The sequence below is a fragment of the Pleomorphovibrio marinus genome (assembly GCF_003347495.1).
GTDB classification, from domain to species: Bacteria; Bacteroidota; Bacteroidia; order Cytophagales; family Cyclobacteriaceae; genus Pleomorphovibrio; species Pleomorphovibrio marinus.
Genome location: NZ_QCXY01000007.1, coordinates 316,439 through 332,833, shown reverse-complemented (window position 1 = coordinate 332,833; position 16,395 = coordinate 316,439). Strand labels below are relative to the sequence as shown.

At 44.2% G+C, this 16,395-nt stretch carries 13 protein-coding genes and 1 pseudogene; 2 read left to right on the top strand and 12 right to left on the bottom strand.

The window, feature by feature from the left end:
• Window positions 1–150: 150 nt before the first annotated feature.
• The 4 genes from DB520_RS17885 to DB520_RS17870 all read right to left on the bottom strand — a co-directional run bounded on the left by DB520_RS17885 (window position 151) and on the right by DB520_RS17870 (window position 2,913).
• Complete coding sequence (locus tag DB520_RS17885; RefSeq protein WP_157972157.1) at window positions 151–1,392, bottom strand: alginate lyase family protein; 1,242 nt, start codon at window positions 1,390–1,392, stop codon at window positions 151–153.
• Window positions 1,393–1,508: 116 nt separating this feature from the next.
• Window positions 1,509–1,814: a type II toxin-antitoxin system RelE/ParE family toxin gene (locus tag DB520_RS17880; RefSeq protein WP_114751127.1), complete on the bottom strand. Its 306-nt coding sequence runs from the start codon at window positions 1,812–1,814 to the stop codon at window positions 1,509–1,511.
• The gene (locus DB520_RS17875; RefSeq protein ID WP_114751168.1) at window positions 1,811–2,038 is read right to left on the bottom strand and encodes a hypothetical protein; all 228 of its coding nucleotides are present in this window, start codon (window positions 2,036–2,038) and stop codon (window positions 1,811–1,813) included. The genes DB520_RS17880 and DB520_RS17875 overlap by 4 nt, the downstream gene beginning before the upstream one ends.
• 215 nt (window positions 2,039–2,253) lie before the next feature.
• Window positions 2,254–2,913 (bottom strand): hypothetical protein, encoded by a 660-nt coding sequence (locus DB520_RS17870; protein ID WP_114751126.1) that lies wholly within the window; start codon window positions 2,911–2,913, stop codon window positions 2,254–2,256.
• Between the two features lie 239 nt (window positions 2,914–3,152).
• Between DB520_RS17870 and DB520_RS27285 the strand changes: the two are divergent.
• Window positions 3,153–3,311: pseudogene (locus tag DB520_RS27285) on the top strand (ATP-binding cassette domain-containing protein); the annotation flags it as partial.
• A 565-nt stretch (window positions 3,312–3,876) separates the two neighbouring features.
• Window positions 3,877–4,128: a P-loop NTPase family protein gene (locus tag DB520_RS17860; RefSeq protein ID WP_114751125.1), complete on the top strand. Its 252-nt coding sequence runs from the start codon at window positions 3,877–3,879 to the stop codon at window positions 4,126–4,128.
• Between the two features lie 16 nt (window positions 4,129–4,144).
• On the opposite strand, the gene DB520_RS17855 is transcribed toward DB520_RS17860, so the two are convergent.
• The 8 genes from DB520_RS17855 to DB520_RS17820 all read right to left on the bottom strand — a co-directional run bounded on the left by DB520_RS17855 (window position 4,145) and on the right by DB520_RS17820 (window position 16,376).
• Window positions 4,145–4,417 (bottom strand): hypothetical protein, encoded by a 273-nt coding sequence (locus tag DB520_RS17855; protein ID WP_114751124.1) that lies wholly within the window; start codon window positions 4,415–4,417, stop codon window positions 4,145–4,147.
• The gene (gene eno, locus DB520_RS17850; RefSeq protein ID WP_198675384.1) at window positions 4,383–5,687 is read right to left on the bottom strand and encodes a phosphopyruvate hydratase; all 1,305 of its coding nucleotides are present in this window, start codon (window positions 5,685–5,687) and stop codon (window positions 4,383–4,385) included. The genes DB520_RS17855 and eno overlap by 35 nt, the downstream gene beginning before the upstream one ends.
• Window positions 5,653–6,660, bottom strand: a complete 1,008-nt coding sequence (locus DB520_RS17845; protein ID WP_114751123.1) for a phosphotransferase family protein — start codon at window positions 6,658–6,660, stop codon at window positions 5,653–5,655. Before DB520_RS17845 ends, eno begins: the two co-directional genes overlap by 35 nt.
• 76 nt (window positions 6,661–6,736) lie before the next feature.
• Window positions 6,737–9,037, bottom strand: a complete 2,301-nt coding sequence (locus DB520_RS17840) for a discoidin domain-containing protein (RefSeq protein ID WP_114751122.1) — start codon at window positions 9,035–9,037, stop codon at window positions 6,737–6,739.
• Entirely contained in the window at window positions 9,034–11,334 is a 2,301-nt protein-coding gene (locus DB520_RS17835) for an FAD-dependent oxidoreductase (RefSeq protein ID WP_114751121.1), read from the bottom strand. Before DB520_RS17835 ends, DB520_RS17840 begins: the two co-directional genes overlap by 4 nt.
• Before the next feature lie 22 nt (window positions 11,335–11,356).
• Window positions 11,357–12,922 carry a sodium:solute symporter family protein gene (locus DB520_RS17830; RefSeq protein ID WP_232835045.1) on the bottom strand — a complete coding sequence of 522 codons (1,566 nt, stop codon included), beginning with the start codon at window positions 12,920–12,922 and terminating at the stop codon, window positions 11,357–11,359.
• 90 nt (window positions 12,923–13,012) lie between these two features.
• Window positions 13,013–14,467 (bottom strand): sulfatase family protein, encoded by a 1,455-nt coding sequence (locus DB520_RS17825; protein WP_114751119.1) that lies wholly within the window; start codon window positions 14,465–14,467, stop codon window positions 13,013–13,015.
• Between the two features lie 79 nt (window positions 14,468–14,546).
• A complete protein-coding gene (locus DB520_RS17820; protein WP_232835044.1) occupies window positions 14,547–16,376 on the bottom strand; it encodes an FAD-dependent oxidoreductase in 1,830 nt (609 codons plus the stop codon).
• Window positions 16,377–16,395: the final 19 nt, after the last annotated feature.

The following is a 16,395-nucleotide window of genomic DNA, read 5'->3' as shown; positions in this document are numbered from 1 at the left end:
CAAATACGAAAGTCAACTGGTAGTGTGACCGTGAATGTTGCCAATTTGCTCAAAAAAGTCTGACAAGCCCTCTATTACCCAGAATGGATATAAACTTCCTAAGTTACTGCTAATCTGACCAATAGGATGAGCTATCCCAAAGTTCCGAACCTATGGAAGCAGATAAAGCACATCCAAATAGTGAAAATCATGTTCCGGAGAATTGATGGCCTGGGACACCTCAAAATAGGATTTATTTTCGAATTTCAGTGTACCGATGTTTAGACAAATTTTGGCAATTTCATTTTCGAAAGGGGTGATTTGCTTGTGAGGCCATTCTTTTTTACCATCCGCATAGGGTACCAGATAATCCAAGGCAGCCTTAAGAGTCCCTCCTTTTTGATTGGTGTAATTCCACAGGTCCTTGTCTAGATGCTCATTTGCCCTTGCATAATAAAACATGGCCAATAGGTTCATGGTACTATAGTCCCAGGTGCGGGTCCTGCCAAGTTCTTTTGGCTGGGTTCCGTCCTCTTCTATCATTTCTTCCATAATGATGGGAAATCCAGCGGTTGCCAAACTATCCGCTCTTTCCCCCTGACCCAGATAAAGTGCCATCGGTAAAATTTGGGTGAAATACCAGGTAGAATGGTTGTTTCCATGGACGGCTTCTTCCTTTCCGTGTACGCTATTGACAAGCCAGTGGACAAAATCCGCCATCCACTCCTTGAATACTTCTTCCTCACCAGTATCCCAATGAGTGGAAGTACTCAATAACCTGACGTAATCGGGAAGAAGTACAAAACTTCGGGTATCAATGATACCCGAGCGACGTCCTTCCGTAATTCCGGGAATTCGCTGCCCAAATTTGAGGTGTGGGTTCATCTTGGTTTCAGGGGCTATAAACCAGGTTCTAAACAGCGAAATGGCGTGTGAAGCGTATTTTTCCTCCTCGGTGTAAAAGTAGGCTACAGACAGTATCTTTAACGCTTCCATAAGCTTTTCAAGCTGCTCCGTATCCGTATAGTCATAATATTCTGGGTTTACCTCCCCATCCCTTCTGATATAGGGAAGCCCATCCTCCTTATTCGGATCTGGCCACCAATAGGGACCCATGCTGATATAGTCATTTTTACTTCCGCTTGGGGGCACCTGCTTTTTGTTGACCACCGTATATGGCCCTGATTTTAATTGTTCCTCTGCCTGTTCTATCAAAATACTCAGTGCCGAATCCCTTTTATCCTTATTTACTTCCTGTAACCTGGACTTTATTGTAAGCAACCTCTCCCCTTCCATGATGATGAAGTCCGTGGGGGATAACGATTGGGAGTAGCAGAAAAAAGTGGATGCCAAAAAAATACTACTGCTGAGAAGCAGTATATAAAGTAGAAATTGAAAGGAGGAAGGTGTCATCTTTTTATATTTTGTTTTTTTAAAGGTCATCCCAATGGCCCCGATAGCTCGGGGGGCATCCCAGGTCGGGGGGCCGGGTGGCTTGCGCAGGTCTCGGGGTGGATTCGTACTGATGATTATCCTTTCATCTTTTCCGGATCCTGCCGTGAATCAAAAAAATCTGTTATGTAGACGCATCCACTCTCTATCCGGTAAATGATCTTAAAATAGCCTTCCACTACCCTTCTATGCCCTTTTCCCAAATGCATCAGATATTCCTCATATTGGCCTATGTGGGGATTAGTGATCAGACCATCTGCCCTGTCCAGTAATTGGTTTCTGATCTTTACTACTTTTTCTAAAGGAACTTTTTGGACCTTCAGCAAAAACTGTATGGATTCCTCCAGGCTTTCAAAGGATTGCTCAGTATAAACTACCCTCATAGACCCAGCTTGTCGTCCATCTTCTTCTCTAACTCTTCCCTTGAATATAAGTTGCCTGCCCGGATATCTTCTTCAGCTCTTTTGGCCCTAGAGGTGAGTTTTTCTTTAAGGACCTGATCTAAACTGGACTTAACAAGTAAGGTTTTAATGGCCTCTAACACATGAAGGTCATTTTCCTTCTCAATCAGCGTCCTTAATTCCTGTTTTATGTCTGTTGCTTTCATAGTAATCATAAAGGTAAACATTTTATTTGCTTGTTAAAGTTTCTTGTCACCCCAGCAAATGGTGTTGTTTTACCGCCGCTTAGCTGTTCAACCTGCTTGATCAATGACTCTTTTCTGTTTCTAAATTCATATTGACATATATTTGAACTTAAAGTGAACAATTTTTAATGTTTATTTTGTCCATGTTACCCTATAATATATCATTTTCGCCGTTTTCACACTTCTCGAGCCTTCCGTCCAGTATTTAATTCAAAACTAGAAGTTACTTTTTCAATGTAGCAAGTCTCCTGGTACTGATAGGAGGCTTGCTTATTTTTGGATTTACCTCCCCATCCCTTCTTATTATAGGGAAGCCCATCCTCCTTATTCGGATCTGGCCACCAATAGGGACCCATGCTGATATAGTCATTTTTACTTCCGCTTGGGGGCACCTGCTTTTTGTTGACCACCGTATATGGCCCTGATTTTAATTGTTCCTCTGCTTGTTCGATCAAAATACTAAGTGCCGAATCCCTTTTATCCTTATTTACTTCCTGTAACTTGGACTTTATTGTAAGCAACCTCTCCCCTTCCATGATGATGAAGTCCGTGGGGGATAGCGATTGGGAGTAGCAGAAAAAAGTGGATGCCAAAAAAATACTACTGCTGAGAAGCAGTCTAACTAATAAGTATCGGACGTAGGAAAGTTTCATGTGTTTATATTTTTTTTCAGCGTTCATTACCTGTCCCGAACTTGTTTCGGGAACTTGTCCCGCACTGTAAGTCGGGGACCCTGCCCCTGCCTGCCCCGAACTCGCTTCGGGGAACTTGCTTCGGGGAATCTCGCATTGATAACCATCCCTCCGTGTGAGGTTCGCCTCATGCCTGACTGCCATCCAGGCAGGCTCGATTTCATATATTCTTTTTTTTTAAAGTAAAGGATTTGATTTATAATAACAAGGCAATTTGTCGAAAACTAAAGTATATTTGAAATAGGATGATTGCTGATGTGTTTCTATGAACATTCCATTGGTCATGGCTAATAGAATCAACTGCCAAACAACTTCAGGAAATGGGGTGGTGGATTATTTTTGAAGCTTTGCAGTAAGGGGTTTTAACCCTATGTGGAGAGGAGGGTAGAAATTTATCAGGAGGTCAGCATCAGGTAGTAGAATTGGCTAGAGCCATTGTCAGGAAATCTAAAATCCTGATTCTGGACGAAGTCACCTCAGCCATGGATTTCGAATGGAATAGGGTTTGTTTCTGGCTTAGCGGTAGCAACCCTTGGGATTAAAATAATTAATCAATACGGAAAACCTTGTTAATTTTTAATGAAATGAAGTTCTAGAATTATATAAATTAGAAGAAAATTTTTGTGGAAGATTTATATAAATGAATTTTGCACAGAATTTGGGGCTGCTGCACTAGTTTATGGGGCGGGTGTTGCTGCCAATTTTTGTAACCCTGTTGGATGGGCAGGTGGTATAGCAGGAGGAGTAATTACTGCAGGTTGTATTGGATATTCTATTAGCCAATCTTAATCTTTTACTACGATCATTGAAAAATACAGTGATCCTATAGGTATTGAATTATAAAAAAATGAAGAAAATTATATTTATATTTATTTTTATTTTTTGCTCAACCGGGATTTATTTCTCATTAACTGAAAGTTATCAAACAAGCATGAAAGTTAGGATATTTTTTGCAGTGAGTTTATTTTTAATTTTTACATTAATTATATATCAAAAATTTATCCACAAAGGTAAAAGTGAATAAATTTACCCAATGGGTGGATATTCCGAACAATGTTGGCATACGTTCCTAGCATATTATAACCCCTCTAAAATTGAGTTTTGTTTATGGTGGAGGTATGTACAATCCTGCATAACAAACCAGCATACTTGATTTTAGATGAGACTTTTGATGGTATGGATGAGGAGAGCGTCTTAAAGGCAGGTGGGATGATCCGCCATCTTGTGAAAGAAGGTACCGGGGTCTTACTCGTTTCCTATCAATACCATGGGAGATGCGTACGGGTTCTTCAGGTCCATGCTCATGGTCCTGCCAATGGTTGTAAACCTCTTTCAGGCAATTTTCTGCCCACTCCGTAAATCTTACTTCCTTGGACTACCAGTTCTTCATTTCTTCCCTTACCTGATTTGAGGTTTTTACACGGCCTTCCCTGATGTCCTTTTCCGAGCTTTCCGCCCTGGCTGCCAGTTCTTCTTTTGTGATGGGTGAACCTTCCGGTTTAAAATTTATAATTTTGGAAATAAAATCATCACTAAGGCCTTTTTTAAACCCATTTAATATCAACTCTATCTTTCCCTGCTCGATCCCTTCTTCCCCATAAATACGAAAACCTCTACCGATGAAAAGGAAAAGTTTTAACGCCGACAAAGTTCCCGGCTGAGCCCAGTTCCCGCTCAATACGTATTACCTCATTCCATTTTACCATGCGTTCGGACCGGGCAAAGGACCCCACTTTTAACTGCCCGGCATTCGATGCCACCGCCAAATGCGCAATAAATGCATCTTCCGTTTCGCCCGAGCGTGCAGAAACAATAGGGCTCCAACCGTATTCCTGGGTTTGCCGGATACAGGCAAGGGTTTCGGAAACCGTCCCGATTTGGTTCAGCTTGATAAGCACACTGTTGGCCAGTTGATGGTTATACCCACTTTGAACACGCTCAATATCAGTAGTAAACAGGTCATCCCCCACTATCTGTACTGCATGCCCAAATTCCGTGGTGATTCTATTCCAATTATCCGTGTCGCTTTCCTCAAAAGGGTCTTCTATGGAAATGATCGGGTAAGCCCGGCACCAGCCTGCTATTAATTGGTAAAATTCCTCAGGACTGAGGGAGCGGTCTTCAAGTTGCAGATGATACCTGCCACTTTTGTAAAGTTCGGAGGCAGCAATATCCAGGGAAAGGTGTATGTCCTTTCCAGGGAGATAACCTGCCTTCTCAATGGATGCAAGAAGAATGTCAAATACATCCTCATTTTTCTCAAAATTGGGCCAATAGCCCCCTTCATCGGCCAATCCAGAAAGCAGCCCCTTGCTGGCCAACAATTCCCCACAGGTATGGTAAACATTGAACGTCATTTCCAGGCAATCGGAGTAGGTTTGGGCACTCGTACAAATGATCATAAAATCCTGTATATCAATGCGTCCCCCGCTATGTGCCCCGCCGCCGATAATCTGGATCTCCGGAAGCGGTAGCAAGCTCCCCTCACCCCCGGTCAGGGACTCAAAAAGCGGAATACCCTGATCATTTGCATTGGCCCGGGCAATCGCCATGGAAACACCCAAAATGGCATTTGCCCCCAGGTGCTGTTTGTTTGCGGTGCCATCTAGCCTGCACATAAGCTGATCCAGACTTTCCTGCTCATCTACCTTGAGCCCTTTCATTGCCGGTGCAATGATGTTTTGAACATTCTCGATTGCGCGAAATACAGATTTCCCCCTAAAACGTTTTACCTCTCCATCCCGTAATTCCAACTTTTCGAACTGCCCTGTAGATGCTCCTGAGGGAACGATTGCCCTTCCTGAAATCCCGTTCTCCAGAAATACCTCAGCTTCTAATGTGGGGTTTCCCCTGGAATCAAACACCTGAAATGCGTCAATGCTCTTAATTTTGTTTGAACCGTTTTTGGATTTCATCATTCCATTCATCATTTATACTCGAAAACGCAACATTATCCTTTTGTAAGTTATTAGCAACAAATGTTCGCACAAAATTTTGCTTATTTTCGTCAAGGTACTCCACGGGGGATTTGCCATCCACCCTGGCGAGCAATAACAACAATAGCAACCGACCAATACCCGTCCCTGATACCCCAAGCTTTTCAAGGGAGGAATTGGCCTCATATTGCGCCAGGAAAATCCTGGAAATATCTGGTAATACTCCCATTTTTGCTCCCAGGTAAAGCTTTTTCAATAATAGGTGGCTAAGCAGAAAGGCGATATCGAATACAGGGTCTCCAATGCAGGCCACCTCATGATCCAGCAGTACAATACGATTTTTCCCTATCATGATATTTTTGGGACTGAAATCGCCGTGAATCAAGGTGATTTCCCGCTGTTGCAGACGCTCAGCCTCCTCAAAAAAATAGTCAATCAGCTTTGGGTGACGGGTTCCCGTAGTAATGAGGTAGGGCTCAATCCGAAGCTTATAAAAAAAATCGTTTTTCGGGAATAGTTCTTTAAGCTTCCTGTCTTTAAATGCTTGGGAATGTAACTGGGCCAAGCATCCTGCCGCTTTACTGGTTATTTCACCATCAAAAATACCTGCCAAAAGTGCCTGTTTCCAATTTCGATACGAATCATCCAGGTATTCCATCACAAAATAGCCATCTTCTTCATTAGCAGCTATTAACTTAGGAACTGACTCCGGCATAAACGCTTGCACATACCTCATAAAGGTATATTCTACCCTGTTCCGGTCCGTATCGGCATACCAATCGTCCTTCACCTTTAGTTTTTCCAAGGCTTGTTTTACGATGAGTTGGGTGGTACCGTCGGACACTAAAAATATATCGGAAGATACGTCCCCTTCCAGGGGTTTTTGGCGGATGGACTTAATATCCTTGAGCAAACCTTGGGCTATGAGTTGTTCTATGATCTGCTGCCTTTCCATTGGGGAACTATCGAATCTCTATCAGCGGAATGTCCGGTGAAGTCTCTCCAACAAACTTAACACAAATTGCTTCTATTTATTCTCTTTTGATGTTAGCGGTTTTCTGCATAAATCCAAAGCCATAACCAAGTGAAATCTCCTCCCCTTTTTGCCATTTTAGGTGTTGGCCATTTGACCTGAGTGTGTTGTTGTCGATTTCAAGAACTGCCTCGTATCCTAATGAAAAAGGGTCTTTTTGATGTAATCTTACCGGAAGAAGGTCTCCATTCTCATGCACCAGGTTAAGTTCTAGGCTATCCTCATCCCTGTATTCAAAATTCAATGGCACCTCTATGGATATCCTAAGCTGATTTCCATGCTGCTCCATACGCAAAGAGGTATAATAGTTGGCCAAATAGGCCATGCTGGTATTATAGGCCGTGTTAAACTGTACCCAGCCCTCTGTCCAGCCCAGGTTGCCCACCTCGGGGTGGTTGGGATAATGGAAATTCTTTGGGGAGCCATCGAAGACAAAGGGTAGCTCATCCAGTAACCCTATCCCTCCTCTATGCCGGCTGTACCAGCCCAGGTCCACCCCTTCTACTTCTTCAGGGCCCTTATAGGAAAACTGCCTGCCAGTGGGGTTTCTACCAAAAGCATTTTCAAAATGAGCCCATGCAATGGTTTCCAACCTATCCCGGTTTGGGTCGTCTTTTGATACTATCGAAAGTGCTGAAAATACAGCGGCGGGAAATCCCAAAATATTACCTGTTTCATTCCATCCGGGTGGGGTCCATTCGTCTTCATCGTATTTTCTGAAATCCCACAGATTGTCCGACCTGGCGACCATGAGACTTGCCCAGTTTTCTACTTTTTCTTTTAGACCTTCTGGGTGTCTGTCTGGAAATTGGTGATAAAAATAGGCAAATGCCCTCATGGTGATATGTTCAGACATACGTTGGCCCTTAGTAGTCATGGGATCTTGCCAATCAAGATTGGTGATTATCCATTCCATTTGCCTATATGCGGCATCGAAATATTTCTCTGCCCAGGTATCACCTTCCCTTTTACCCACCTCATACATCATCAGATTGGGAATAATAGAGAAACCGGGAGGCATTTCACCTTTTGTGGTACCCAACTGGGTTTTTAGGGCTAAAAGATTGTGTTCCGGACTAGTGTCATATTGTGAGGTTGCGTGATCGGACACGCTGCTTTTTTCCCAGACCTCCCTGGCAAATTTGTACACCTGATCAAAGTTCTGCCGGGGAAGCCATTCCGATAGATTGGGCCAGGCATATAGAAAATGCGCCAACTCTGCCTTTTGCATCTCATGATCCAATTGTTGGGAGACCTTTACATCAGCGTCCCAATGCATCAACTGCACTATATCGGGGGTGTGTTCCGGAAAGGGGTCCAACTTCCCCCATTTCCCTTTTGTTTCTTCGGGGAAATCGGCATTGGATACGTATACTCCGGTAACCTCCATACGCTCATAAGCTTTGGGATTTGAGAAGTACATGGCTACCAGGCTTTGCATGGCCCAATTGAAAAAATCCCCATCCCTCCAGGCATAGGATAAGGGCCTCTTCTCTTTTATGTTGCCCACATAATGCCTGGCACCCATCATAAAATCCAGCATTGGCCTATAGCTTATTCTTTCAAGCCAGTAAGGGCCTATCCGAAAGGGAAAGGATTGCTCCTCTCCTACACTAAGCACAAATTCTTCTTTGCTATTGGGGTTGAAATCATGAAAATACCCTTTTTCTCCCATTATCTCCCCTTCGTAAACCAGCTCTTCAGGTTGTCCTGACGGATGTATGGTAAAAGAAGTTTTATCCCCCACCCCGGGTGCGGTAAATCCTTTGGGTCGATGGAGGTTATACCCGCTTTGGTTGACAAGCACTTTCTTTACCTCACCTACTGATGCATCTTCGTAGGACTGACCTATCAAATTAAGAATGGCCAGATCCAAAACTTTGCCATCCATGGATTGCAGCCTTATCCTATCGGTGAGTAGGGGTTTTTCAAGGTCAAGCTCCAGGATTTCTTCACCTGCCAGTTCCAAATCCATAATCTTCCGCCATTCTCCATTTAGCAGATATTGGAATTGTGCATGGAGGGATTGGTTTTCTGCTCCAGGTTTGAGGGCCAGACTCTTTACTTCCGTGGCACCTGGAAGCCTTACCATCAGCCATGCCTGTTCATCTCCTTCATCACTCTTCCAGCTAGTCTTCCCTTCATTATCCAAGGCATTAGCAGCGGGATTTGCCGACCTTGCCGAACTGGCAGTAGCAGTGCCCGAAAAAGAAAGATTCTGTTGGGCAATAAGGCTGCTGCTACAAAACAACAGCAATGAAAACGTAATACAGGATAATGTATATTTATAATTTTTCATAGTGATTCGCCATTGGATGAATGACAGGTGATCCCAAATAGGGCAGCTGGTATATTTGAGTGGGGGTGATTTATCCTAATTTTCAAGGAATCGGTTTCCAGGGGTTCTGGAAAATCTATGGTGTGAATGGTTTGGTGGTTATCTTCCACTTCTGTAATGCTATTACCCTTGCCATCGCACACTTTAAATCTTTTCACGCAAAAGGGGATTTCTGACTCAGGGTGCCCCAACAAAGTGGATTCCAGTGCATGATCAAAATCAGTATCAAAAAATAATCTTAACCTACTTATTTTCTGTTTTTTATCCCACTTTAATTCAACCCAATTCTGGTTATGCGATGGATCGGCCACCCAGGCATTTGGCTGTAATGTAGGTCTGAAAACACCGTTTGTCAAAGCGTCTTTTTCATAAACCTGAAGGGGATGGCTCAATGAAAATGCCAGGTTATGACCTTGCGGCCTTCTTTCGGGCAGCCAAAAATCAAAACTGTCTATACCTATCCCTTTTGGTGGTTCTTGTCTGCTGCTTACCGCTACGGACTTATTGAATTTTTGATGTAAGCTAAGCAGCCCGGTTATTCTGGTGTTGGAGTATTTTAGCTCTATATCCTCATTGGCCATAAATGCCGCAAACAGATAAGAGTCCTCTTGCTGTTCAGCGTTAAAATCCATTTCACAGAATTGCGTGCCTGCCTGTAGGGAAATTTTTTGTTCGGCCAATACCACTTCGGGTGTAAAATTCTCCCGCTTAATGGCCACCATCAACTTTGCGTGCAGCTCTGTAGCAGCTTTTGCCTTTACTTGTACCTTTATCCTGGGAACCTTTCCTTTGGGGACGGGCAGCAATTGGGCCATCTGGAATTCCAACTTTTTCCAAGGTCCGTCAAAAGGAAGATCCTTTAAGGACAAAGTGGAGGAAACCCTGATTTCGGCTTTTGCGGCCAACTCCTCAGGATCTTTCAGGCCTATCTTGGGAATATAATGTCCCTCAGCAAGCAGTTTTTGTTGTAACACCTTTATCCATTCCGGTTTGGCTAATTCTTTTGGCAGCAGTCCTTTAATTTTGCACATCACCGCTGCCATGGCCACAGCTTGTGCATTATGGGCGCAGGTCGCCATCACCCTGGAGGAGCCAAAGGCCACGTGACTGGCACTGATGATCCGTCCCAGAAAAAAGAGGTTACTGATGTTTTTGCTGTACATGGTTCTATAAGGGATTTGATAGACCCCTTTGCTGTGCCACTGGGTACAGCCTGGTTTCTCCCCATACACGCCTTCAGCAGGGTGCAGGTCCAAAGCCCACCCTCCATAGGAGATGGCATCGTAATGTTCTCTCTGTTCCACAACATCACGCTGAGAAAGCATGAAATCTCCCTCAAACCTTCTGCTCTCCCGCTTTCCAGGTATGGTCCCTACCCATTCCAAGGTGTGGGTTTCCATGTCGGGAAATTCTCCTGAATTTTTGATATGATGCCAGATGCCATAAATTACTTTCCATAGCTCCCATTTGATCTTTTCACTCTCATGGATGGTATCCATCCTGCCACCGTATTCCACCCACCACAGCCAACACCCATGTTGCTTTAAGTTGAAGGATTTGAAGCGGGGCAATTGATCCAGTGTTTTCAGGGTATAGGAGGGTGCCACAAACCGCACTGGTTTTCCGGTATCCTTGCTGTAAAAATAGAGAGAATGTCCAAGTAACTCCCCGAATTGATGGTCTGGGGCAAATTGTTCGTCAAACTCATCCTTGGATTCTGCTCCTATCCGGAAGGAGGCTCCGGAAAGAAAACCCAGCACTCCATCTCCAGTACCATCTGCGAAGAGCGGGGAGATAAGTTTATATCTGGTGCTGTTTTGACTGCAAAAGGCCCATACCAACTTAATGGTGTGGTCGCCCGACTTTTCAGCCTCATAGGCAGCAGTATTTAACAGCAACCTGATATTGGGTTCTGCCGTTACCTTTTCGATCAAAATGGTGTCTAAAATAAGGGGGTTGCCCTCAGGATTACGGTACAGGTTTTCCACCAGAATCTCATCAATGACTCCGCCTTCCCTGGCCCATCTATTGTTGTTTCCCATATGGGAGGTGGCACCAAGAATCCAAAGCCTAATTTCAGAGGAGGCATTTCCCCCAAGCACCGGTCTATCCTGTACCAAAGTGACTTTTAGACCCTTTCTGGCCGCCAAGATGGCGCAGCAAGTCCCGGCCATACCACCGCCCACAATTACCAAATCAGATGTGATCTCCTCTATTTTCAATTCCCTTGTATGGGAGCTAAATTCCGCCTTTATCATGTTTCAGTTGTTATCGTTGAAGCTAAACAGCATTATGTTCTTTCTTTCCTTTTTTAACTTTCAGCACCAGTAAAAGACCAATTACCATAATGATGACACCCATTATTCCCATCAGCCATGTCCCCTCCTCCTTTGTCCATAGTGCGAGGCTTACAAACATCAGGGCAATGGCCATAAGTGCAAAACCAATCACAGATAACCCGTATTGATTTTGTGTATTTTCTTTGATCCCTGATAAGGGCTTTGTAGGGGATTTTCCCGGTGGATGATAGGTATTCATAGTTAACCTTCTGGCATAAACCTCATAGAAGGCTAACAGTGTCAATGGCAAAAGCATCCCTAAGAGCATTTCCTCACTTCGGCTTAAGAGTATGCCTAACCACCCAAATTTAAACCCCACGTTGATGGCCAGACTGATGCCCGTAACCCCTAATATAGATCTCCCGGTTTGATAAGGTGAAAAAAGCGACCATATAGCAGGAGCGTATAAAGCTCCCCCTGTCACGGCACCAATACTCAACACCACTTCCACAATTCCGCCTGCCAAAGGTACCAAGCAAGCCACGCCTATGGTACACAGTCCAAATACCAGGGTGGCAATTCGGGCAATTTTCATTAATTTCCTATCTGTGATTCCAGGGAATAAGGGTTTATAGACATCATTGGTAAGAACAGCCGCTGCCAGGTTGATGGAAGTATTTACCGAACTTGCCGTGGCAAACACCATCCCCCCTATCATCAATCCCAGCATCCCTACCGGGAGTACCTCCATGCACATCCGCAAATAGGCCCCCTCGGATTCCAGTCCGTGCAAATTCCCATCCAAAACCCTGTAAATCATAGGGGGAAGCATCCAGATAAAAGGACTGATGAAATATAAGCCTCCAAACAAATACCCCACCTTCTTTGCCGATGATGTAGTGGCGACAGAGGTATAACGCTGCACATATGCCCAGTTACCCCCGATGAAAATGGTATTGTAAAGGATAAAAGAAAAGACAAATAGAGGGGTATATTCTCCATTGAATAATTGGAAAAAGCTATCCGGAGCTGCTGAAACAAAGTTGCCCACCCCCCCAATTTTGGTAAAGGCCAATGGTAAAACGATCAACACTGCTGCTGTCAATATCACAAATTGCAACACATCGGTAACCACCACGGCCCAAAGCCCTCCCACAGCTGTATAGACCATGATCAGTCCTCCAAGTATCCATATGGCAATATAAATATCCATGCCCGTGACCACGTTGAGTATTTTTGCTACAGGGTAAAGAAATGCACCGGTGTATCCCAGGGATAGCAAAAGGAATATGTAGGTGTAATATTGCTGTATGGACTTTCCAAACCTTTTGGTAAGGTATTCGGCCACAGTGAGCACATTTGCCTTTTTCCAATTTGGGGCTATCCATTTCCCGATAATGAATCCACTTGCACACATGGCCATCTGAATAGTGATAGCCACCAGCCCCCATTCGTAGGCAATAGACCCCCAGACCACAAAGGTTCCGGCCGAAAAAAAGCTCATAAACAGGGACAATCCACTAATGGACCAAGGCACCGCACCACCAGCTGCGAAAAATGACTTCATATCCCCTCCCCTGTTTCCAAAAGAAAGACCTGCGATCATAATGATGAACGTAAAGACGAGAATTGAAATGTAGTCCAGGTGTTGCATTTCCTAAGGAATAAGGTTGCTATCCGATAAATTCACTGGTCCTGAAGAATTGATTTCTGCCGCCCCGGTAGCCTCACCAGGCATCTCACCCCTGTACCACTCCAATGGGGTACCATCCATTTCTGCCTTGTGAGGAGTGGGGTTATCTGGGATATTGTCCCCTGTTTCATTCATCCATTTAGTGAGTAAAAAACGCATCAGGTGAAGGGTATCCCTATTATTCTTTTCATGTACCAAATTTATCAAGTTGTCATGATCAGTAGCCACATTATATAATTCTTCAGCAGGTTGCGGCATCTGCATGATTTGTTGCTGCTGCACGCTAAGATTTCCTTTCTCAAAAGCCTTCCATAGTTCCTGAGCAGCGGGAAATGCATGGGGATCCGATTCCCCAGATAAATTTCTCTTATTCGGCCAATTGTTTCGTATGTAAAGCCAATCTCCCATTCGAACCATTCTCTCGTGCATACTGTAGCGGTGCCAGTTTCTCTCTGCAAAAGCAAGCTCTCTTGTTACGCTTTTATGGTTTTGAAATAATTCTAAGAAACTAACCCCTTGAACAGTTGCTGGAATATTGATATTAGCCAATTCCAAAATAGTAGGCGCAAGATCAATAGAGCTTACCAACGAATTCGTCCTACCCCCTTTTATTTTGGGGCCTGCCACTATCAAAGGAGTTCGAATACCGACCTGGTAGAGGTAAGTCTTACTTCTCGGAAAAGGACGTCCATTATCGGATAAATAAAAAATATAGGTGTTTTCTAATACTCCTTGAGCTTCAAGTTCGTCCAAGACTTCACCTAGATAATAATCAATTCTACTCACCTCATGATAATATCCTGTAAGATCCTCCCGTGTCATAGGCCCGTCAAACAGGTATGGGGGAACTACCACTTCTTCTGGACTATAGGTCCTTGCTTTTTCGTTTATTTGCCAATCCCTATGAGCATCATATGAGGCAAACCAACAAAAAAATGGTTTATCTTTAGGACGTTTCCTGAGGTGTTTTGCCCAATTCTCACTTCCTGCTGGATGGCTGTTCGAAATCTCAATAAAACCAAGTTGTTCAGGGGGTGCCATATGGTTTTTTCCTGACAACACCGTGTGGTATCCGGCATTTTTCAATTCTTGCACAAAGGTGATTTGGTTGTCGGGTAGTTCTACATGTATTTCCGGTGCACCAGTATTGTGGGGATATCTTCCTGTAATAATTGAGTTTCGACTAGGAGAACAAGAACTGGTAGTTAATACCGCATTATCAAAAACCAAAGCATCCTCTGAAAGGCTTAGCAAGTTTGGCATTTCAATAACCGGGTGTCCATAAACCGGAAGGTCCTCTGCAGAAATATCATCTGTGATGATAAAAACAAAATTAGGCGCACCAGGTTGCTGTGCAGGGCAAAAGTGTCCCTTTAATAGAAACCATAATACTATACATATCCATTTATGGATGGTCATTATGAAAAATTATTAGTGAGCAAAAAGGTAAACCTGTATTGCCGTTACCATAGTTTCCCGACAATACAGGCTGTAAATTTTAATTTTTTGGCAAGGTGGGGTATGGGTGAATATTTAAGGGGGATTCTATGATGCCCATAAATTCGTCCAGGTGATCGGTATAAACCCCACGGGGAGTACTCCCGTTGATATTCGCAACAAAAGCGGCATACCCCACTGCTTCGCCCATCATTCCACATGTACGCATCACCCGGGTACTGCCGAAGGCCACATGGGTAGTACTGATATTCCTGCCTGCCATAAAGAGGTTGTCAATGTTCTTAGAATACAAACTTCTATAGGGAATGGTATAGGGGGCCACTTTGATGTGTGTGGTGGCCGCAAAAAATTCTTCTCCGGGAAAATATTTGGAGTTTTTTGCGTCAGGAAAATGAAGGTCAATGGTCCAAGTAGCCGTCACACATCCATCCGGGTACATCACCCCATCTTGTATGTCCATCTGGGTAAGTACATGATCCCCCATCAGCCTACGTGATTCTCTTTTGCCACCAATATAGGCCACCCAAGCCAACTCATGATTGGCATATTGGTCTGCCTTTTGGTTTTTCAGGTAAGACCAGTTGCCAAATATGGCCCTTAAATTATGATCCCTGATTTGCTCGGCTTCATATACCGTGTTAAAATTGCCAAACCCGGTCTCCCATTGCCAATCTGCCTTATGGTCATCGATATGGTATTCATCGGAAAACTGCAAGGCCCATGGTGTCTCTGGGAAATCGGAAGGCTCCTCTTTTGGCAATGATGCCCATAGATTTGAGGTTCCAAGGGTAAAGTCATCAGCTTGTTCGGGCGCCATGGACTCTCCTGTTTCTTCTCTGCTCTCTCTACCCCACCTGTATTCGGCACCTGCCAAAAAGCCCAAGGTACCATCCCCCGTGCAATCTGAAAAATAAGTGCCTTTAAACCTGTATTCATGATTGGTGGCAATGTCTCTTGCAATTACTGCCCTGATCTTGTTCCCTTCCATTTCTACCTGATAGGCATGCGTGTTGAGGTGAAGGGAAATATTTGGTTCTGCCTGAACAACTGCTAATTTTCTGTCATCGCCATATCTTGCCGCATCGGGGTTTCCGTTACCCGGGTCTCCATTATCCAATTCACGGACAATTCTTCCCAGTTTGGGATAGTGGTTTAAATCCACCCTACCCATCAAATGCACCCTGATTTCGGAGCTGTTGTTTCCTCCAAGTACGGGTCTATTTTGGATCAAGGCAACCTTCAGCCCCATTCTGGCAGCAGAAATAGCAGCAGTGGTGCCTGCAATACCACCACCCACAACAACCAAATCAAAATCTCCCACATCCTCTGGCCCGTCGGTAAGGTTCAGCATCTTTTTTCTAAATGTCAGGAGTTCCTTGTGGTCATTGGGGGGCATATCCTGCTTGGAGGTGGAAAAATATACAGCATCAAACCTGCCGTTAAAGCCGGTTAAGTCCTCAGCCGTCAATGTGTTTTCTCGCTTATTTTCAACTTTGACCTCACCCCCATAGTACCAATCCCATTCATCTGATCCACTTACCCCAAAGGTATCCCCAATAGGTTGATCATTAAAGAGAAGTTTGAATTCACCGGGCCCTTTAGGAAAGGGTGCCCAGTCCTTTGTTCTAACCCATACGTGGTAAGTACCTGTGGCAGGAAATTCAAGGCTGGTGGAGGCGGATTCAACCGGTTTACCCATTCCATGTGCCATTAGGTAGGAAGAATAGAGCACATCAAAGGACTGCTGGTCAATCACCCAGCCCCCTATATCCTCGAAGGATTCCGCTTCCACAAATAATTTGTCCTGGCCAAATCCCAATAAGGGCATTACGGCCAACATTACCCATAATAGATGTTTACTTTGATTCATGTTTATATTGGTTTTATTG

Excerpts from the sequence above, each read along its gene's own strand:
- DB520_RS17860 (WP_114751125.1), top strand. The coding sequence starts at position 3,877 with ATGGTGGAGGTATGTACAATCCTGCATAACAAACCAGCATACTTGATT.
- DB520_RS17885 (WP_157972157.1), bottom strand. The coding sequence starts at position 1,392 with ATGACACCTTCCTCCTTTCAATTTCTACTTTATATACTGCTTCTCAGC.
- DB520_RS17825 (WP_114751119.1), bottom strand. The coding sequence starts at position 14,467 with ATGACCATCCATAAATGGATATGTATAGTATTATGGTTTCTATTAAAG.
- DB520_RS17875 (WP_114751168.1), bottom strand. The coding sequence starts at position 2,038 with ATGAAAGCAACAGACATAAAACAGGAATTAAGGACGCTGATTGAGAAG.
- DB520_RS17840 (WP_114751122.1), bottom strand. The coding sequence starts at position 9,037 with ATGAAAAATTATAAATATACATTATCCTGTATTACGTTTTCATTGCTG.
- DB520_RS17845 (WP_114751123.1), bottom strand. The coding sequence starts at position 6,660 with ATGGAAAGGCAGCAGATCATAGAACAACTCATAGCCCAAGGTTTGCTC.
- DB520_RS17820 (WP_232835044.1), bottom strand. The coding sequence starts at position 16,376 with ATGAATCAAAGTAAACATCTATTATGGGTAATGTTGGCCGTAATGCCC.
- DB520_RS17870 (WP_114751126.1), bottom strand. The coding sequence starts at position 2,913 with ATGGCAGTCAGGCATGAGGCGAACCTCACACGGAGGGATGGTTATCAA.
- DB520_RS17835 (WP_114751121.1), bottom strand. The coding sequence starts at position 11,334 with ATGATAAAGGCGGAATTTAGCTCCCATACAAGGGAATTGAAAATAGAG.
- DB520_RS17830 (WP_232835045.1), bottom strand. The coding sequence starts at position 12,922 with ATGAAGTCATTTTTCGCAGCTGGTGGTGCGGTGCCTTGGTCCATTAGT.
- DB520_RS17880 (WP_114751127.1), bottom strand. The coding sequence starts at position 1,814 with ATGAGGGTAGTTTATACTGAGCAATCCTTTGAAAGCCTGGAGGAATCC.
- eno (WP_198675384.1), bottom strand. The coding sequence starts at position 5,687 with ATGATGAAATCCAAAAACGGTTCAAACAAAATTAAGAGCATTGACGCA.